At 73.7% G+C, this 19,360-nt stretch carries 14 protein-coding genes, 1 tRNA gene and 1 pseudogene; 6 read left to right on the plus strand and 10 right to left on the minus strand.

Annotated elements, in window-relative coordinates; genetic code table 11:
* Both V7E45_RS21755 and V7E45_RS21760 read right to left on the minus strand, forming a co-directional pair.
* On the minus strand, positions 1-1,612 hold a 1,612-nt coding region (locus V7E45_RS21755; RefSeq protein WP_333775878.1), incomplete at its 3' end, for a HAMP domain-containing protein.
* A gap of 293 nt (positions 1,613-1,905) precedes the next feature.
* Positions 1,906-2,250 (minus strand): hypothetical protein, encoded by a 345-nt coding sequence (locus V7E45_RS21760; RefSeq protein WP_333775879.1) that lies wholly within the window; start codon positions 2,248-2,250, stop codon positions 1,906-1,908.
* Between the two features lie 272 nt (positions 2,251-2,522).
* Here V7E45_RS21760 and V7E45_RS21765 point away from each other — a divergent pair, with 272 nt between their 5' ends.
* The 4 genes from V7E45_RS21765 (at position 2,523) to fdh (ending at position 8,548) form a co-directional block, all read left to right on the plus strand.
* Positions 2,523-2,720 carry a hypothetical protein gene (locus V7E45_RS21765; RefSeq protein ID WP_333775880.1) on the plus strand — a complete coding sequence of 66 codons (198 nt, stop codon included), beginning with the start codon at positions 2,523-2,525 and terminating at the stop codon, positions 2,718-2,720.
* Positions 2,721-2,736: 16 nt separating this feature from the next.
* Positions 2,737-3,762, plus strand: coding sequence for a 4Fe-4S dicluster domain-containing protein (locus tag V7E45_RS21770; RefSeq protein WP_333775881.1), 1,026 nt, complete (start codon positions 2,737-2,739; stop codon positions 3,760-3,762).
* Entirely contained in the window at positions 3,759-4,787 is a 1,029-nt protein-coding gene (gene nrfD, locus V7E45_RS21775; protein ID WP_333775882.1) for an NrfD/PsrC family molybdoenzyme membrane anchor subunit, read from the plus strand. The genes V7E45_RS21770 and nrfD overlap by 4 nt, the downstream gene beginning before the upstream one ends.
* Before the next feature lie 491 nt (positions 4,788-5,278).
* Entirely contained in the window at positions 5,279-8,548 is a 3,270-nt protein-coding gene (fdh, locus tag V7E45_RS21780; RefSeq protein ID WP_333775883.1) for a formate dehydrogenase, read from the plus strand.
* Between the two features lie 88 nt (positions 8,549-8,636).
* Here the strand turns inward: fdh and selD are convergent, their stop codons facing one another.
* On the minus strand, positions 8,637-9,650 hold the full coding sequence (gene selD, locus V7E45_RS21785) for a selenide, water dikinase SelD (RefSeq protein WP_333775884.1): 1,014 nt from the start codon (positions 9,648-9,650) through the stop codon (positions 8,637-8,639).
* A gap of 35 nt (positions 9,651-9,685) precedes the next feature.
* On the opposite strand from selD, the gene V7E45_RS21790 reads away from it, so the two are divergent.
* Positions 9,686-9,778, plus strand: a tRNA-Sec gene (locus tag V7E45_RS21790).
* A gap of 35 nt (positions 9,779-9,813) precedes the next feature.
* Here V7E45_RS21790 and V7E45_RS21795 read toward each other — a convergent pair.
* The 7 genes and pseudogenes from V7E45_RS21795 to V7E45_RS21825 all read right to left on the minus strand — a co-directional run.
* A pseudogene (locus V7E45_RS21795) lies at positions 9,814-11,556 on the minus strand (SelB domain-containing protein); the annotation flags it as partial.
* A 5-nt stretch (positions 11,557-11,561) separates the two neighbouring features.
* Positions 11,562-12,950 carry an L-seryl-tRNA(Sec) selenium transferase gene (gene selA, locus V7E45_RS21800; protein WP_333775885.1) on the minus strand — a complete coding sequence of 463 codons (1,389 nt, stop codon included), beginning with the start codon at positions 12,948-12,950 and terminating at the stop codon, positions 11,562-11,564.
* 179 nt (positions 12,951-13,129) lie between these two features.
* A complete protein-coding gene (locus V7E45_RS21805; protein WP_333775886.1) occupies positions 13,130-14,161 on the minus strand; it encodes an MASE1 domain-containing protein in 1,032 nt (343 codons plus the stop codon).
* 50 nt (positions 14,162-14,211) lie between these two features.
* A complete protein-coding gene (locus tag V7E45_RS21810) occupies positions 14,212-15,066 on the minus strand; it encodes a PP2C family protein-serine/threonine phosphatase (protein WP_333775887.1) in 855 nt (284 codons plus the stop codon).
* A 102-nt stretch (positions 15,067-15,168) separates the two neighbouring features.
* Positions 15,169-15,492, minus strand: a complete 324-nt coding sequence (locus tag V7E45_RS21815) for a hypothetical protein (RefSeq protein WP_333775888.1) — start codon at positions 15,490-15,492, stop codon at positions 15,169-15,171.
* Between the two features lie 114 nt (positions 15,493-15,606).
* On the minus strand, positions 15,607-16,299 hold the full coding sequence (locus V7E45_RS21820; RefSeq protein WP_333775889.1) for an alpha/beta fold hydrolase: 693 nt from the start codon (positions 16,297-16,299) through the stop codon (positions 15,607-15,609).
* A gap of 127 nt (positions 16,300-16,426) precedes the next feature.
* The gene (locus tag V7E45_RS21825) at positions 16,427-17,635 is read right to left on the minus strand and encodes a hypothetical protein (protein WP_333775890.1); all 1,209 of its coding nucleotides are present in this window, start codon (positions 17,633-17,635) and stop codon (positions 16,427-16,429) included.
* A 195-nt stretch (positions 17,636-17,830) separates the two neighbouring features.
* Here V7E45_RS21825 and V7E45_RS21830 point away from each other — a divergent pair, with 195 nt between their 5' ends.
* Complete coding sequence (locus V7E45_RS21830; protein ID WP_333775891.1) at positions 17,831-19,276, plus strand: glyceraldehyde-3-phosphate dehydrogenase; 1,446 nt, start codon at positions 17,831-17,833, stop codon at positions 19,274-19,276.
* Positions 19,277-19,360 lie beyond the last annotated feature (84 nt).

The raw sequence follows: 19,360 nt of genomic DNA on the forward strand, positions 1-19,360 counted from the left end.
GTCCCTCGGTGCCGACCTCGCGGGCCACGCGGGTCACCTCGTCGGCGAACGCGGACAGCTGGTCGACCATCGTGTTGATCGTCGTCTTCAGTTCGAGGATCTCGCCGCGGGCGTCGACGTCGATCTTCTTGGACAGGTCGCCCTTGGCCACGGCGGTGGTCACCAGCGCGATGTTGCGCACCTGGCCGGTGAGGTTGTTGGCCATGGAGTTGACGTTGTCGGTGAGGTCCTTCCAGGTGCCGGCCACGTTGGGCACGTGGGCCTGGCCGCCCAGGCGTCCCTCGGTGCCGACCTCGCGGGCCACGCGGGTCACCTCGTCGGCGAACGCGGAGAGCGTGTCGACCATGGTGTTGATGACGTCGGCCAGTGCGGCGACCTCGCCCTTGGCCTCGACGGTGATCTTCTGGGAGAGGTCGCCGCGGGCGACGGCGGTGGCGACCTGCGCGATGGAGCGGACCTGACCGGTCAGGTTGGAGGCCATCACGTTGACGTTGTCGGTGAGGTCCTTCCAGGTGCCCGAGACCCCGCGCACGGTGGCCTGACCGCCGAGGTTGCCGGCGGTGCCGACCTCGCGGGCCACGCGGGTCACCTCGTCGGCGAACGCGGAGAGCTGGTCCACCATCGTGTTGATGGTGTTCTTCAGCTCCAGGATCTCGCCGCGGGCGTCCACGGTGATCTTCTGCGAGAGGTCACCCTGCGCCACCGCCGTAGCCACCTGGGCCACGTTGCGCACCTGGGCGGTGAGGTTGCCCGCCATGAAGTTCACGGAGTCCGTCAGGTCGCGCCAGGTGCCCTTGACGCCCTTGACGTCCGCCTGGCCGCCGAGGCGGCCCTCGGTGCCCACCTCGCGGGCCACCCGGGTCACCTCGTCGGCGAACGCCGAGAGCTGGTCCACCATCGTGTTGATGGTGCTCTTGAGCTCCAGGATCTCGCCCCGCGCGTCCACGGTGATCTTCTGCGAGAGGTCGCCCTGCGCCACGGCGGTCGTCACCTGGGCGACGTTGCGGACCTGGGCGGTGAGGTTTCCGGCCATGAAGTTGACCGAATCGGTCAGGTCGCGCCAGACGCCGGCGACGCCGGGCACCTGCGCCTGACCCCCCAGGCGCCCTTCGGTGCCGACCTCCTTGGCGACGCGGGTGACCTCGTCGGCGAACGCGGAGAGCTGGTCGACCATCGTGTTGACGGTCTCCTTCAGCTGCAGGATCTCGCCGCGCGCGGGCACGTCGATCTTCTGCGACAGATCGCCCTTGGCCACGGCGGTCGCGACCTGGGCGATGTCGCGGACCTGCGTGGTGAGGTTGCCCGCCATGGCGTTGACGGAGTCGGTGAGGTCCGCCCAGGTGCCGGAGACGCCCGGGACCTCGGCCTGTCCCCCGAGGGTGCCCTCGGTACCGACCTCGCGGGCCACCCGGGTGACCTCGGAGGTGAACACCGAGAGCTGGTCGACCATGCCGTTGAAGACGGTGGCGATGTCGCCCATGAGTCCGCTGGCGTCGTCGGGCAGACGTGTGCCGAAGTCGCCGTCGCGTACGGCGGTCAGCCCCGCGAGGAGTCTCCGCAGCTCTTGTTCCGCCGGGACCGCCTCGGTCGTCCCGGTCGCCTTGCCGGCCATGCGCACCCTCGTTCCGCTCCCCAGGAGCCCTCGTGCGGAGGGCTCGGAACCACAACCGGGCACACGGCCTGACCCGGTATTCGGCGATTGCATTTCCGCAGTTCACGGAATTGCTCGATGAGAAATACGTGGCAGGCTAACCCACCTTCACGACTGTGGACAAAGCCGTGGGTCACGCCCCCGCGACGAGGGGGCGGACGGGTGTGGAACCCGTACGGCGGGGTACATGGGCAAGTTCACGCACTGCGCGGCCGTCGTCATGGAAGCCATCATCGCGGGCCGTCACCGGCCGGTCACCCCCGCGTGGGCATCGCGCCGCCGGCGCCGGCGGCGGCCCCGGCCGCCTGGTCCGGCAGGGTCCGGCCGTCCACGACGAACTCCACCACCGCCGGACCGCGCGAGGCGAGCAGGTCGGACCGGACGGAGGCGACGTGCCGGGGCCGGTCGCGGCGGACCGCGGGCACCCCGGCCGGCCGTGCCCACTCCGCGTACGGCAGGGCGGGGTCCCCCGGCACCGGGATCGGCGGGTCGCCGGCCGCGGCCCGGCGCTGCGGCGTCAGCCGGTTCAGGTCGCCGTTGTTCGCGTCCGGCCCGTCCGTCAGGACGCCGACCAGCGGGTCGGTGGCCGGTCCCGGCACACTCCGTACACCGTTCCGCACCCCGGGACCGCAGCCGGACGGCGACGCTCTCGGACACGTTCACCACGGCGACCTCCTCGACGACCACCGGAAAGCCGTGCCGGCCGCCGGACAGTCGCGCCGCCCCGCGCAGACGGTCCGCGTCCCACCGTCGCTCGCGGCCCGCGAGGACCGTTTTGGACGCGCGGGCCAGGGGCACCCGTGCCAGGCTCGAAGGAGAGCACCGAGAGTGAGGGGCGCACGACCAGGCGGAAGGCGAGCACGCGGTGGCGGTGTCCGACGAAGATCCGTCGTCCCGGTCCGAGGGCCGCGGCGAGCGGTCGGTGATCGCACTCGACCGGCGCCTGCCGGTCGCGTCCGCGGGCAAGCAGTTCCCGCGCAAGGCGTTCCCCGACGACTGGTCGTTCCCGCCGGGCGAGCCGGCGCCCGGCGAGGTACCCGGGGGATCGGCCGAGGGGAACGAGTCGTGAGCGAGGTGGACGGGGCATGAGAGGCGATCAGGAGGCCCGGGCGGACCGGGGCAACCTGCTGTACGGACCGCAGCCGGACGTGGCTGGTGCCGCCGGTTACCCGGACGCCCCGCCCAGGATGGGCTTCTTCACCGACACCTCCGTGTGCATCGGCTGCAAGGCCTGTGAAGTGGCCTGCAAGGAGTGGAACGCCATTCCGGAGGACGGCCTCGAACTGACCGGCATGTCCTACGACAACACGCAGGGGCTCGGCGCCGACACCTGGCGGCACGTGGCCTTCATCGAGCAGCGCAAGCCGTTCGGTGGGCAGGAACCGGGGGTCTCGCACGACGACGTCGACGTGTTCGCCGCCGCCTCGCGGCTCGGCACCGACACGGCCTCCCCCGGGCCGGGCGCCACCGCTCCCCCGGCGGGCGCGGCCCGGGCCGGCGCCCCGGCCGGCGAGATCTCGCCGGTGTCGCCCGACGGCCGCACGGAGCTGCGCTGGCTGATGGCGTCGGACGTGTGCAAGCACTGCACGCACGCGGCCTGCCTGGACGTGTGCCCGACCGGCGCGCTGTTCCGCACCGAGTTCGGCACGGTCGTCGTCCAGGAGGACGTCTGCAACGGCTGCGGCTACTGCGTGCCGGCCTGCCCGTACGGCGTCATCGACCAGCGCGAGGACGACGGCCGGGTGTGGAAGTGCACCCTGTGCTACGACCGGCTCGGCGTCGGCATGGAGCCTGCCTGCGCCAAGTCCTGCCCGACCGACTCCATCCAGTTCGGGCCGCTGGAGGAACTGCGGGAGCGGGCCGCGGGCCGGGTGGCACAGCTGCACGCGTCCGGGGTGAGCGATGCCCGGCTGTACGGCGAGAGCCCCGACGACGGGGTGGGCGGGGACGGCGCGTTCTTCCTGCTGCTGGACGAGCCCGAGGTGTACGGACTGCCCCCGGACCCGGTCGTCACCACCCGGGACCTGCCCGACATGTGGCGGCACGCGGCGATGGCCGCCGTCTCGCTCGGCGCGCTGGCCGTCGCGAGTTTCGCGAGGAGGCCGCGATGAGCGAATCCGATGTCACCCGGGACGGGCTGCAGGGCGAGCGGCCGGGACGCGAGGCGCTGACGGGGGCGAAGGCGGGGCGCCGCCGGCACCGGCGGGGCCGGGGCGGCCGCGGCGAGCAGCCGATGGTCCCGGAGGCGGAGTTCTCGTCGTACTACGGCAAGCCGATCCTGAACAAGCCGACGTGGAAGCCGCTGGACATCGCGGGCTACCTGTACCTGGGGGGTCTGGCCGGGGCGTCCTCGCTGCTGGCGGCCGGCGCGGGCGTCACCGGGCGGCCGGCGCTGGCCCGCCCGGCGAAGCTGGGTGCCGCCGGGGCGATCAGCCTGTCGCTGGTCGCGCTCGTGCACGACCTGGGCCGCCCGGCGCGCTTCCTGAACATGCTGCGGGTCTTCAAGCCCACCTCGCCGATGAGCGTGGGCTCCTGGGTACTGTCCGGGTACGCGCCGCTGGCGCTGGGCGCCGCGGCCGTGGACCTCACGGGGCGCGCCCGGCGGGTGGGCTCGCTGGCCACGGCGGGCGCCGCCGTCCTCGGCCCGGCGGTGGCGACGTACACGGCCGTGCTGCTCTCGGACACCGCCGTGCCCTCGTGGCACGAGGGCCACCGGGAGCTGCCGTACGTCTTCGCGGGGTCCGGTGCCACCGCGGCGGCCGGTCTCGCGCTGGCTGCCACTCCCACCGGGCAGGCGGGCCCGGCGCGCCGCATGGCCGCGCTCGGGGCCGCACTTGAGCTGGGCACCTTCCGGGCGATGAAGCACCGCATGGGCCTGCCCGCGGAAACCTTCGAGCAGGGGAAACCGCGTCGGCTGCTGCGGGCGGCGGAGGCACTGACGGCGGGCGGTGCCGCGCTGGCGGTGCTGTCGGGGCGCCTGCGCGACCGGCGCCTCGCCGTGGCGGCCGGAGCAGCCCTGCTGTCCGGATCGGCCGCCCTGCGCTTCGGCGTCTTCCACGCCGGGGTCGCCTCAGCGGAGGACCCGAAGTACACGGTGGTCCCGCAACGCGAGCGGCTGGCGAAGCGCGGCGGTTGAGCCGTCCACGCGGGTCGGGCGCCGAGTTGCCGTGCCAGGTCCGTCATTCCGGTCGCTGACCGACGCGGCGGGTGCAGGACGCGCGGGTAGCGCTCGGGGGCGCGGCGCAGCCGGGCGGTGGTCAGGCCGGACCTCGCGGCGCCGTCGATGTCCCAGGGTGCACCGACACCGGCAGCGCCTCCCCGGCCGCGACCGATCGGACGTCACGGGCACCTCGGTCGGTCCCTCGACCGACACTCCGCGGCGGCGGGGTCCCCCAACGGGCCGGGCTCGCACCCCCCGTGGGCGGACGACCGCGTTTGCCGTACCGGGGCGCGGGTACTCCGCCGCTCGTCCGGAGCGGGACGGAGGAGGCGAGGCCCGGTGCCCAGCCGAAGTGAGCGGCCGCGCGCCCACGCGGCGTCCGGGGATGCCGCGCTCCCCCGGCTGCGGGAGAATCCACCTCAGGAGCCGCGGGCACGGCTCGGCACGGAACGGGAGGAGTGAACACCATGGGCGTACGCACCTGGATCGACTCCTGGCCGGTCTACCGGCAGCTCACGGGCACCGACCCGCTGGGCCGCGGCGCGGCCGCCAAGAGCGGCCCCACCGGTCGGCTGGAGCCGCGGGTCGCCTCCGCCGACCGGGTGGTGAAGTCCGTCTGCCCGTACTGCGCGGTGGGCTGCGGCCAGAACGTGTACGTCCAGGACGACAGGGTCACCCAGATCGAGGGCGACCCGGACTCCCCCATCTCCCGCGGCCGGCTCTGCCCGAAGGGCGCGGCGAGCCTTCAGCTGACGACGGGGGAAGCCCGCCGGCACGAGGTCCTGTACCGGCGCCCGCACGGCACCGAATGGGAGCCCCTCGACCTGGACACGGCGATGGACATGATCGCCGACCGGGTGATCGCCGCGCGCCGCGAGGGCTGGGAGTGGGAGGTCGACGACACCCGCACGCGGCGCACGCTCGGCATCGCGAGCCTCGGCGGCGCGACGCTGGACAACGAAGAGAACTACCTGATCAAGAAGCTGTTCACCGCGCTCGGGGCGATCCAGATCGAGAACCAGGCGCGTGTTTGACACTCCTCCACCGTTCCCGGTCTGGGGACTTCGTTCGGACGCGGCGGCGCGACCACCTTCCAGCAGGACCTGCAGAACGCGGACTGCATCCTCATCGAGGGCTCGAACATGGCCGAGTGCCATCCGGTCGGGTTCCAGTGGGTGATGGAGGCCAAGGCGCGGGGCGCGAAGCTGATCCACGTCGACCCGCGGTTCACCCGCACCAGCGCGCTCGCGGACCTGCACGTGCCGCTGCGCGCGGGCACCGACATCGCCTTCCTCGGCGGGATCATCAACTACGTCCTGGAGCAGGAGAAGTACTTCCGCGACTACGTCGTGGCGTACAGCAACGCCCCGGTGATCGTGCGCGAGGACTTCCAGGACACCGAGGACCTGGCGGGCGTCTTCTCCGGCCTCGACACCGACAGCCGCTCGTACGACAACACCAGCTGGCAGTACGAGGGCAGCGAGGTGCAGGCGGCCTCCGGCCAGCGTGACGAGGAGTACGCCAAGCGCGTCAAGGGCGCCGACGACCGCAGTTCGGTGACCGAGGCGGCCCGCGGCGAGGCGCACGGCTCGGGTGGCGCGGTGATCGGCGAGGGCGAGCCGGAACGGGACGAGACCCTCACCCATCCGCGCTGCGTGTTCCAGGTGCTCAAGCGGCACTACGCCCGCTACACGCCGGAGATGGTCGAGCAGATCTGCGGGGTGCCGCAGGACCTGTTCCGCCAGGTGTGCGAGCTGCTCACCGAGAACTCCGGCCGGGACCGGACCACGGCCTTCGCCTACGCGGTGGGCTGGACGCAGCACACGGTCGGTGTGCAGTACATCCGCGCGGCCGCCGTGCTCCAGACCCTGCTGGGCAACATCGGCCGGCCCGGCGGCGGCATCCTCGCGCTGCGCGGGCACGCCTCCATCCAGGGCTCGACGGACATCCCGACGCTGTTCAACCTGCTGCCTGGCTACATCCCGATGCCGCACGCCCACAAGAACGAGGACCTGGACGCCTTCGTGGAGGCGGAGGCGGCCCACAAGGGCTACTGGGGCAACATGCGCTCGTACCTGGTGAGCCTGCTCAAGGCCTACTGGGGTGACGCGGCGACCGAGGAGAACGACTACTGCTTCGACTACCTGCCGCGGCTGACCGGCTCGCACTCGACGTACGAGACGACGATGGCCCAGCTGGAGGGCGTCTGCAAGGGCTACTTCCTGGTGGGCGAGAACCCGGCGGTGGGCAACGCCAACTCCAAGCTGATGCGGCTCGGGATGGCGAACCTCGACTGGCTGGTGGTGCGCGACTTCTCGCTGATCGAGTCGGCGACCTGGTGGAAGGACGGCCCGGAGATCGAGACCGGTGAGCTGCGCACGGAGGACATCGGCACCGAGGTGTTCTTCCTGCCGGCCGCCGCGCACACCGAGAAGGACGGCAGCTTCACCAACACCCAGCGGCTGCTGCAGTGGCACCACCAGGCGGTGGAGCCGCCCGGCGAGTCGCGCAGTGACCTGTGGTTCACCTACCACCTGGGACGGCTGATCCGGGAGAAGCTCGCCGGGTCGACCGACGAGATGGACCGGCCGCTGCTGGACCTCGCCTGGGACTACCCGACGAAGGGCCCGCTCGCCGAGCCGGACGCCGAGGCGGTGCTCGCCGAGATCAACGGCCATGACGCCGAGGGCGACCCGCTGTCCTCCTACGAGCAGCTGAAGCCCGACGGCTCGACGTCCTGCGGCTGCTGGATCTACTGCGGGGTCTACGCGGACGGGGTCAACCAGGCCGCCCGCCGCAGGCCCGGCCGGGAGCAGGACTGGGTGGCGGCCGAATGGGCGTGGGCCTGGCCCGCCAACCGCCGGATCCTGTACAACCGGGCCTCGGCCGACCCCGAGGGCAGGCCGTGGAGCGAGCGGAAGGCCCTCGTGTGGTGGGACCCGGACAAGGGCGAGTGGTCCGGGCACGACGTCCCCGACTTCAAGAAGGACAAGTCGCCCGACAGCGAGCCGCCCGAGGGCGCCACCGGCCCCGAGGCGCTGTCCGGCAAGGACCCGTTCATCATGCAGGCCGACGGCAAGGCCTGGCTGTACGTGCCGTCCGGGCTCACCGACGGCCCCCTGCCGGTGCACTACGAGCCGCAGGACTCGCCGTTCCAGAACCTGCTGTACGAGCAGCAGCGCAACCCGGTCCGGCACGTGATGCCCTCGAAACCGGACAACCGCTACCAGCCGAGCGGTGACGAGCCCGGCTCCCAGGTGTTCCCCTACGTGGCCACCACCTACCGGCTCACCGAGCATCACACGGCGGGCGGCATGTCGCGCTGGCAGCCGTATCTGGCCGAGCTGCAACCGGAGTTCTTCTGCGAGGTGTCCCCGGAGCTGGCCACCGAACGCGGTCTTGAGCACACGGGCTGGGCGACGATCGTCAGCGCCCGCGGGGTGGTGGAGGCGCGGGTGCTGGTGACCGACCGGATGGCTCCGCTGACCGTGCAGGGGCGCAGGCTGCACCAGGTGGGCCTGCCCTACCACTGGGGGCCCAACGGTTACACCACCGGGGACGCGGCCAACGAACTGCTGCATCTGTCGCTCGACCCGAACACGCACATCCAGGAGGCGAAGGCGTTCGCCGTGGACATCCGCCCGGGCCGCCGGCCGCGCGGACCGGCGTCCCTGGAGCTGGTGCGGGCCTACCGGGCCCGGGCGGGCATCGACGAGCACACCGGCACCGAGCCCTGAGTGCCGCCCGGGCGGGCGTCACCGGGGCGCGGGCCGGGTGGCCGCGAGCCGCGGTGACCCGTCCCGATACCCCTCGGCGGAGCCGGCGTCAGCGAAGCAGGAGGGTATGGCTGCCGTCGTACGGCACCAGTTCCCCGATGACCGGCGCTCCGGGCACCTCCCCGGCCACGAGCAGCCCGCCCGAGGTCTGGGCGTCGGCGAGCAGCAGCCGGGTGTCCGCGTCCGTGGACCCGAAGTCGGTGTGCGGCGCGACCCATTCGAGGTTGCGCCGGGTGCCGCCGCTGACGTAGCCGTCCCGTACGGCCTCCCGCGCGCCCTCCAGGTAGGGCACGGCCGCGGTGTCGATCACGGCGGTCACGCCGGAGGCGCGGGCGAGCTTGTGCAGATGGCCGAGGAGGCCGAAGCCGGTGACGTCGGTGGCGCAGGTGGCTCCGGCGGCCAGCGCGGCCAGCGAGGCGTCGCGGTTGAGGGCGGTCATGGTCGCGACGGCGTTCTCGAACCGCTCGCCGGTGGCCTTGTGACGGTTGTTCAGCACGCCGAGGCCGAGCGGCTTGGTCAGCGACAGCGGCATACCGGGCCGGCCCGTGTCGTTGCGCAGCAGCCGCTCGGGGTCGGCGACCCCGGTGACGGCCATGCCGTACTTCGGCTCCGGGTCGTCGACGCTGTGGCCGCCGCCGATGTGGCAGCCCGCCTCGGTGGCGATGTCGAGGCCGCCGCGCAGCACCTCCCGGGCCAGCTCGAACGGGAGCCGGTCGCGGGGCCAGGCGAGGAGGTTGACCGCGACCAGGGGCCGGCCGCCCATCGCGTACACGTCCGACAGGGCGTTGGCGGCGGCGATGCGCCCCCAGTCGTACGGGTCGTCGACGACGGGGGTGAAGAAGTCGGCGGTGCACACGACGGCCGTGCCCGCCTGCCCGGGCAGCGTGACGACGGCGGCGTCGTCGCCGGTGGCGAGGCCCACGAGCAGCGGCGTGCCGCCGACGGGCGGCGCGCCCAGACTGCCGACGACCTCCTCCAGTTCGCCGGGCGGGATCTTGCAGGCGCAGCCGCCGCCGTGCGCGAACTGCGTGAGGCGGACGGCGTCCTGGCGGGTCGGTGTCATACCTGTCTCCTGGGGCACTAGCCTGGTCGAGCGGTGGAGGCGTGTGGGTGCCTGGTGGCCCTCCCGGTCTTCAAAACCGAGGTGTCCGAGGATCTCGGGCAGGCGGGTTCGATTCCCGTCCGCCTCCGTTCCCCCCGTCGGGCCGGCAGCGGCGGCGCTGGTCGTCGACGCGTTCCGTGTGCCCCTGGGCGTCGAGGTGCTCCAGCAGCGGTACGGCCACCCGGCGGGTGGTGTCGAGGGCCTGCCGGGCCTCGCTCAGCGTGAACGGCTGCGGCAGGCCGCGCAGTACGGCCGCGGCCTCGGTGTCCGCGCCGGGCAGCAGCACGATGCCGTCGGCGATCCGCAGCAGCGCGCCGGCGGACACGGCGGCGGCCAGCGTCCTGCGGGTGAGCCCCAGCCGGGTCAGCCGGTCGGCCTCGGGCGCGCGGAACGGAGTGCGCGTCAGGTCCTGGCGTACGGCGTCCACGGCGGCCCGGACGGGCGGGGGCAGGCTGGGCCCGAGGGAGTCGGCGGGGTGGACGCGGCCCTGGTGGCCGCGCAGGCGTGGTTCGGTCCGCACGAGCGCGTCGACGAGCGCGCGGTCGGGGAGGCCGAGCAGGCGCCGGGCCGCCTCGGTGGGCAGGCCGGGGTCCAGCGGGTGTTCCCGGGCGTGCCGTCCGGCCTCATGGACCAGCCGGTCCCGCAGGTCCGTCCAGTGGCCGGGGTCGGCCAGCCAGTCCCCGGCGACCGGCTCGGCGGGCGGCGTGACGCCCATGGCGAGCAGGTCGGCTCGGCGGACCGGTCCACGCCGGCGCAGTTCGGCGGCGCCGTCGGGGCGGCCGGTCATTCCGGCCAGTTCGGCGGCGCGGGCCCGCCCGGCGCCGCGCCGGGTGAGCGGGGGCGGCCGTACGTCGAGGACCGTGGCACCGCAAGGGACGCGGCTGCCGCCGGGCTCGCGCAGCACGGCGCGGTCGCCGATCCGCAGGGGCAGGGCCCGGGTCAGGGTGAGCCGGGCGGTGTCCTCGCCGAGCGGGCGGACGGTGACCGGGACGGCCGCAGCGCCGATGTGCAGGGTGAGCGAGCGGGGCAGGTCGGCGGCCGGCTCGCCGGCGACCCGGACGTCGACCGTGCCGGTGAGCAGCCAGCGGTCCGGGGTGAGCAGCACCTGCCCGCGGCGCAGGCTCCCGTCCCCGGGGCCGTGCACGTTGACGGCGACCCGTGCCACCCCGCTCACCTCCGTCCGCTCCTCCTGGAGGCTCTGCAGCCCGCGCACCCGCAGGACGGCCCCGCCGTCGCCGGTGACCAGCCGGTCGCCGAGGCGCAGGGTGCCCGCGCCGAGCGTGCCGGTCACCACGGTGCCGTGGCCGCGCACGGTGAACGCCCGGTCGAGCCACAGCCGTACGTCGGCCTCGGCGTCGGGCACCGGCAACCGGGCGGCGAGGAGGGCCAGTTCGCGGCGGAGTTCGTCGAGTCCGCGGCCGGTGACGGCGCTGACGGCGACGGCGGGCACCGTGCCGAGCGAGGTGGCGGCCAGCCGCTCGACGGCGTCCGCGCGCACGGGGCCGGGGTCGGCGAGGTCGCTGCGGGTCACCGCGAGGACGCCGTGCCGGACGCCGAGCGCGTCGAGGACGGCCAGGTGTTCCCGCGACTGGGGCTGCCAGCCCTGGTCGGCCGCGACCACGAACAGCACGGCGGGCACCGGCCCGGCGCCGGCCAGCATGGTCGCGACGAACCGCTCGTGCCCCGGCACGTCCACGAAGGCGAGGTGCTCGCCGTCCGGGCCGAGCCTGGTCCACACGAATCCGAGGTCGAGGGTCAGGCCCCGGCGGCGCTCCTCCTCGTAGCGGTCGGGCTCCATGCCGGTGAGCGCCCGGACGAGAGCGGACTTGCCGTGGTCGACGTGGCCCGCGGTGGCGAGGACGTGCATGCCGCCTACCTCTCCGCGGCCGGGCGGGCCGCCCGGACGGCCCCGGCCAGCCGCTCGTCGTCCTCGGGCGGGACCGTGCGCAGGTCGAGCAGGCAGCGCCCCGCCTCCAGCCGGCCGACCACGGAGTCCCGGCCGACGCGCAGTACGGCGGCGTACGGCTCGGGCAGGGAGAGCGCGGCGCTGGGCAGCATGACACCGGGTGCCCCGCCGCCGCCGACGGTGGCGGCGCTGCCGACGGCGCGGGCGTCCGTGCCGTCGGCCCGCAGGGCGGCGGCGAGCCGCTCGGCGCGTTCGGCGAGGCCGGCCGGGTCGGCGGTGAGGGCGGCCTCGGTCGGGGTGGGCGGTCCGGTGAGCGTGGCCTCCAGGGCGGCCAGGGTGAGCTTGTCGACGCGCAGGGCGCGGGCCAGCGGATGCCGGGCCAGGGTGCTGACGAGGTCCTCGCGCCCGAGCAGGAGTCCGCACTGGGGGCCGCCGAGCAGTTTGTCGCCGCTGGCGGTGACCAGGGCGGCGCCGGCCCGCAGCTGGGTGTCGGCGTCCGGTTCGGCGGGCAGCACCGGGTGCGGGGCGAGCAGTCCGGAGCCGATGTCGACGACGACCGGGACGCCGAGGCCGGTCAGTTCGCCGGCCTCGGCGGCCCGGGTGAAGCCGGTGACGAGGAAGTTGGAGGGGTGCACCTTCAGCACGAAGCCGGTGTCGGGCCCGATCGCCTCGGCGTAGTCGGCGGCGGTGGTCCGGTTGGTCGTACCCACCTCGCGGAGCCGGGCGCCGGTGGAGACGAGCAGGTCGGGCAGGCGGAAGCCGTCCCCGATCTCCACCATCTCGCCGCGGCTGATGACGATCTCCCGGCCGGCCGCGAGGGCGGTGGCGGCCAGCACCAGGGCGGCGGCGCCGTTGTTGACGACGTGCGCGGCGCCGGCCGAGGGCACCCGGTCGCGCAGTGCGGCGAGGGCGGAGCGGCCGCGGCGGGCCCGTACGCCGCTCGCGAGGTCGAGTTCGACGTCGGTGGGTCCGGCGGCCTCCGCCACGGCCTGCCGGGCCGCCGCCGACAGCGGTGCCCGGCCGAGATTGGTGTGCAGCAGTACGCCGGTGGCGTTGACGACCGGGCGCAGACCGCCGCAGCCGGCGGGCAGCAGGGCGACCGCCGTGTCCGCCACCCGCTCGGGCGGGACGGTCCCGTCGCGTGCCTGGCGCTGTGCGTTCCGGATGGCGTCCTTGACCAGGCGCTCGCCCAGCCGGTCCGCCGCCGCGGCCAGCCGGGGGTCGCGCAGGAGCGTGTCGGTGCGCGGGATGCGGCGGCGTGCGTCGGTGTCCGGGTCCGGGTGCCGTGCCGGGTCCCCGGGGCCGGCGGTCGCGGTCCGCCGGCCGTGTCCGCCCGCTGCCACGCGCTGTTCCATGCCGTCCTGCCGTTCCGTCCCGCTGCCCCGGCCCTGTGCCCGCAGGGCACCGCCCATCGTCTCCCAGTGCCCCGGCCCGGCCTTTCGACACGCCGTGAACGGCCTGTTCGGGGGGCGAAGTAGCGGGTTCTCCCGCGATGTCCCGGTGGTGCTCCCGCCGGACGCCCGGCGGGAGCGTGTCAGCCGGGTCCGGGGCCCGGGGTACGGCCCGGGCGGGGTCGTTCCTCGGGGCCGGAGGCGGGCCGGGCGGCCGGCGGCACCTCGCCCGCGGTCAGGTGTTCGAGTACCTCGACCAGTTCCTGGCAGGCCCGCTCCACCGAGCGCCGGGTGTGGCGCTGCTCGGTGATCACCGCGGACAGCAGCAGCGCGGTCAGGGCCATCGCACCGTTGAACGCCTGGAGTTTCGCCATGACCTCGATCCGGCTCAGCCCGGCGAAGGCACCGTCCCCATCCGTGGCGGCGACAGTGGCCAGCACGGAGGTGAGCAGCGCGCAGAGCATGCTGCCCACGAGCTGGAAGCGCAGGGCGGCCCAGATGAGGAGCGGGTAGACGAGGAAGAGCAGGCTGACCGAGCTGTAGGCGGCGAGCGGCACCACGGCGCAGGCCACCACGGCCAGCGCGGTGGCCTCCTTCCAGCGGCCGAGGGGCAGCGGCCAGCGGGACTTGTACAGCAGCAGCGCGATCGGGGTGACGATCAGCACGCCCATCGCGTCGCCCACCCACCAGGCCAGCCAGACGGCCCAGAAGTTGTGCACGGGTAGCTTGTCCGTGGCCAGCAGCAGGCCGACGCCGACACTCGCGCTGATCATCATGGCGGACAGCGCGCCCAGGAACACCAGCGCGAGTCCGTCGCGCAATCGGCTGAGCTCCATACGGAAGCCGGACCGGCGCAGCAGCAGCACCGCGCACACGGGCGCGACGGTGTTGCCGAACAGGAAGCCCAGCATGTCGACGCCGGGGGTGGAGAGGGTCAGGACGGCGAAGAACGCGCCGATGGTGATGCCGGGCCAGGCGGCCAGCCCGAAGACCAGGAGTGCGGCGACGGCGACGCCGGTCGGTGGCCAGATGGGGGTGACGACGGCGCCCTCGACGACGAGCCGGCGCAGCAGTCCGAGCCGGGCCGCCCCGTAGTAGCAGGCGGCGACGGCCAGTACCTGGACGGCGTAGCCGCCCGGCCCCCGCACATCCACGAAACCCGCCACAGCAGCCATCTCACACCGATGGCCGCCGATCGGCCACGCGAGCGGCGGAGCGTCCCGCCCTATGAGGGAACGCGGGCACTCTCGAGACCCGTGGCACAGGGACCGTCGAGGCCCACGACGAGGACGGCGGCGTCGTCCTCGTGTCCCACGCTCTCCGCGCCCTTGATCACGGCTCCGGCCAGCGCGTGCGCCTCGAGACCCGCCACGGCGGCGATGCCGGCGAGCCGCACCACATGCTGCAGCCCGTCCTCGATGTTCAGCGAGGGGCCCTCCACCACGCCGTCGGTGAGCAGTACGAACATTCCGCCGGTGGTGAGGTGGTGCCGGGTCACCGGGTACTCCATGCCCCGCTGGACGCCGAGCGGCGGCCCTCCCTCGTCGTCGACCACCCCGGACTGGCCCTCGGCCGTGGCCCACACGAAGGGGATGTGCCCGGCCCGTGCGCTCTCCAGCACCCCCGTGGCCGGGTCGAGCCGCATGAAGGTGCAGGTGGCGAACAGGTCGCTGCCCAGGGAGAGCAGCAGGTCGTTGGTCCGGGCGAGCAGGTCGCCCGGCTCGCTGGTGACGGAGGCGAGGGCGCGCAGCCCGGCCCGGACCTGCCCCATGAAGGCGGCCGCCTCGATGTTGTGCCCCTGGACGTCGCCGATGGAGAGCCCTATCCGGCCGTCGGGCATGGTGAAGGCGTCGTACCAGTCGCCGCCCACGTTCAGGCCGTAGGTGGCGGGCGCGTACCGTACCGCCAGGTGCAGGCCGGAGGCGGTGGGCAGGTTCCGGGGCAGCATGCCGCGCTGCAGCGCGATGGCCAGCTCGACCTGGGTGCGCTGCCGCTCCGCCCGCTCGCGCGCCTGGGCGGTCAGCGACCCGAGTCTGGCCAGCAGCTCGTCGCCGTCGTCCGTGGTGCGCTTGCGGGGCATGGATCACTTCCGGCCGGGCCGGGCGGCCCTTCGGGGTAAACGCCTAGATTTTACCTATATCGGTTGATCCTGCCCCATGGGAGTGTGCGCCGGCCCTGCCGGTCAGCCCCCGATCTCCGAGTCGATACCGGTGATCACAGCGGGTCCCAGCGGGGCCGTGTTCTCGTCGAGCCCCGCGCTGCGCAGCGCGGAGTCCGCGAGCCGGCGGGCCTCCTGCTCGGCGTGCGGCCCGGTGTCCGCGTCGACGGTGAGGCGCAGCGTGAAGGTGTTGTCCTCGTTGACGCTGAGCACGTCCAGGTCCTCGCTGCTGCCCATCCGCGTGGTGTGCGGGTCGGCCGGCCTGAGCGCCCGGCCCAGCACGTCGCGGGTGTCGGCCCCGACTCCCGTGGTGAAGGTACCGGGCACAGTGATGACGTAGGTCGTCATGACGATCCTTTCCTCGGGCGTCAGCACGCCTACCCAGCCGACCGGCGCTGACTCATGAACGGGCCGATCGTCGACTCTCGGACGGGCCGATCGTGCGCGCGACGCAGGAGGGGGTCAGACCCATCCGTCCAGGGCCGCCATGAACCCGTCGAAGTCGTCCCGGTAGAGGGTGTGGCCGGCGTTCGTGACGGTGCGGACCTCGAAGCCCTCCCGGGTCAGCCGCTCCGCGAGGGCGGGTGGCACCAGGGCGCTGGAGCCGGCCCGCACCACCAGTGAGGGCACCACGGGGCGTGCCGGGGTCCTGCTGACCGCGTAGACGTCCGCGAGGGCGTGGGCGGTCGCGGGGTCCCAGAGGGCGAGGGTGGCCAGCTCCACGTCGACGTCGGCCTCCTCCCAGCGCGGGTTGAAGTGCGTGATCATCGCGCGGCTCGCGTTCTTGAAGTCCGCGAACAGGGCACCGGCCGCGGCGAGGTCCGCCGCGGGCTCCCAGGCCGGGTCGCAGTAGACGGCCCGGGCCGGTGCGAGCCGCTCGGCGGCGAGGGCCAGCGCCATCGCGCCGAGCGAGTGCCCGATCGCCAGCTCGGGTTTGCGCGGCAGGCTTTCCACCAGGTCGTCGGCCCAGATCTCGGCGCTGTACTCGCCGTGGCCGCTGGCGCCGTGCCCGCGCAGGTCCACACCGACGACCCGGTAGCCCTTGTCCGCCAGGACCGGGGCGACCCGGCGCCAGGTCCTGTGGTCGGACATGATCCCGTGCACCAGGACGGCGACCCGGTCCCCGGTCCCCCACTCGTGGGTGTGCAGCCTCATCGACCCGCCTCTCTCGTCCGGACTCCCGGAAGATCCTTCCAGCGCGCCGGCCGCGGATCCAGCCACCGGGCCCGGGCGGGGCGACCCGGTCGCAGGGCCGTACGGTCGGCGCCCCTCCCCCGGCACCTCACAGCGGGGAGTGGGCCACCACGACGACGTACGCGCCGTACAGGACGGACACGACGGCGAGCGCGCCGCCGACGAGCAGCGCCCGGGCCGGCCGCACCCGCCAGGTGCGGGCGAGGGCGCGTGCAGGCGGGATCAGCAGCGGGAACACGGGGAGCAGAAAGCGCGGCTTGGAGGAGAACGAGCCCGACCCGCAGGCCACGAGCAGCACCAGCACCCCGGCGAAGACCACCAGGACCAGCGGGGCGCGGTCCAGGCAGAGCAGCCCGAAGAGCAGGACGCAGGTCAGGACGATCATCAGGGCCGCCGGGTAGACGACACCGCCGCCGTGCAGGAACAGCGCCCTGAGGAACCGCAGGGCGCCGGCGCCGAAGTCGAAGCGCGAGTCCCAGGCGCTCTGCACCTTGAAGTAGCCGCCGAGCAGGTCGCCCGTGCGCGCGCCCACCCAGAGCACGTAGCCGAACCAGCCGAGCGGCGCGATCAGTGCGCCGGCCCACAGCGCCCCTGGTACCCGGCCGCGCCGCCGCAGGACCTCCTGAGCGGCGGCGACACCGACGGCCGCCGCCACCGCGAACCCGGTCGGCCGGGCCAGGCCCGCCAGCGCGGCCAGTGCACCGGCCCACAGCCAGCGGCCCTTGAGCACGCAGTACAGGGACCAGACGGCGAGGGCGGCGAACAGGGACTCGGTGTAGGCGATGGTCAGCTCGACGGCGTGCGGCAGCACGGCCCACAGGCCGACCAGAGTGGTGGCGACGGCGCGCCCGTACAGGTGGTGGCCGAGGCGGTAGAGGCCGTACGCGGCCACCAGCGCGGCGGCCCAGGCGGTGAGCAGTGCGGCCTGGCCCCAGGTGAACGGGAGGACGGTGGTCAGGGCGCGGACGAGACCGGGGTAGAGCGGGAAGAACGCCCAGTCCGCCTGCACCCCGCCGGTCGGGGTGATCCAGATGAGCCGGCCGTAGCCGTGGGCCGCGATGTGCAGGTACCAGCGGGAGTCCCAGGAGTGGGCCAGGCTTCTGGCCGCCGAGTGCCCGGTGAGGTGCCCGGCGGCGATCACGGCGGCGACGCCGGCGAGCCGGACCACCGCGAACAGCGCGAGGGCCGGCAGGGCGCCCTCGGGGATCCGGTGCCGGCCGAGGTGCGCGAGGGCGGGGCGGCGGAGCGGGCGGAGGACCGCGTCGGACTCGGGCCGGGGTACGGAGGACGTGCTCACGCACCGACCTTGGTCACGACGTCGGGGGCGCGCAATTCGCGACCCGGGTTTCTCACGGTCTTCCACTCTGATTCAGGAATCGGAGCGCGCCCACGCTCCGCGCGCGCCCCGCACGCACCCCCGGAAGCCCCCCGCCGGGAGCAGCACGGAGGTGTGGTTACCATATGAGCGCTGCCTAGCTCGAAAGATGGATCCGTGACTGTCAACGACGACTCGTTCACCAACTGGAAGATCCGCGAGGAGATCGCGGAGTCGATGATCCCGCTCATCGGGAAGCTGCACCGCGAGCAGGACGTGACCGTCCTGCTGCACAGCCGCTCCCTGGTGAACAAGTCGGTGGTCAGCATCCTCAAGACCCACCGCTTCGCCCGGCAGATCGCCGGTGCCGAGCTGTCGGTCACCGAGACCATGCCGTTCCTCCAGGCCCTGGCCGCGCTGGACCTCGGGCCGTCCCAGATCGACCTGGGCATGCTGGCCACCCTGTACCAGGCCGACGACCGCGGGCTGAGCGTGGCGGAGTTCACCGCCGAGGCCGTCGCCGGTGCCACGGGCGCCAACAAGATCGAGCGCCGCGAGTCGCGCGACGTCGTGCTGTACGGCTTCGGCCGCATCGGCCGCCTCGTCGCCCGTCTGCTGATCGAGAAGTCCGGCTCCGGCAACGGCCTGCGGCTGCGCGCCATCGTGGTGCGCGGCGGCGGCGCCCAGGACATCGTCAAGCGCGCCTCGCTGCTGCGCCGCGACTCCATCCACGGCCAGTTCCAGGGCACCATCACGGTGGACGAGGACAACAGCACGATCGTCGCCAACGGCAACGAGATCAAGGTGATCTACGCCGACGACCCGTCGCACGTGGACTACACCGAGTACGGCATCCGCGACGCCATCCTCATCGACAACACGGGCAAGTGGCGCGACCGCGAGGGCCTGTCCAAGCACCTGCGCCCCGGCATCGAGAAGGTCGTGCTGACCGCGCCGGGCAAGGGCGACGTCCCGAACATCGTGCACGGCGTCAACCACGACACCATCAAGCCGGACGAGCAGATCCTGTCCTGCGCCTCCTGCACCACCAACGCGATCGTCCCGCCGCTGAAGGCCATGGACGACGAGTACGGGGTGCTGCGCGGCCACGTGGAGACCGTCCACTCGTTCACCAACGACCAGAACCTGCTGGACAACTACCACAAGTCCGAGCGCCGCGGCCGGTCCGCGGCGCTCAACATGGTGATCACCGAGACCGGTGCCGCCTCCGCGGTCGCGAAGGCGCTGCCCGACCTGAAGGCGAAGATCAGCGGCAGCTCGATCCGCGTCCCGGTGCCGGACGTCTCGATCGCGATCCTCAACCTCCAGCTGGCCCGCGAGACCACCCGCGAGCAGGTGCACGACTACCTGCGCGAGGTCTCCCTGACCTCGCCGCTCAAGCGCCAGATCGACTTCATCACGGCGCCCGACGCGGTCTCCAGCGACTTCATCGGCTCCCGCCACGCCTCGATCGTGGACGCCGGCGCGCTCAAGGTCGACGGCGACAACGCGATCCTCTACCTCTGGTACGACAACGAGTTCGGCTACTCCTGCCAGGTCGTCCGGGTCGTCCAGCACGTCTCGGGCGTCGAGTACCCGACGTACCCGGCCACCGCGGTCTGACGCGTCGGCCACGACGGCGAGGGGGGGGGGGGGGGGGGGGGGGGGGCGGGGGGGGGGGGGGGGGGGGGGGGGGGGGGGGGGGGG

The sequence above is a fragment of the Streptomyces sp. IBSBF 3136 genome (assembly GCF_036815105.1).
In the GTDB taxonomy this organism is placed as follows: Bacteria; Actinomycetota; Actinomycetes; order Streptomycetales; family Streptomycetaceae; genus Streptomyces.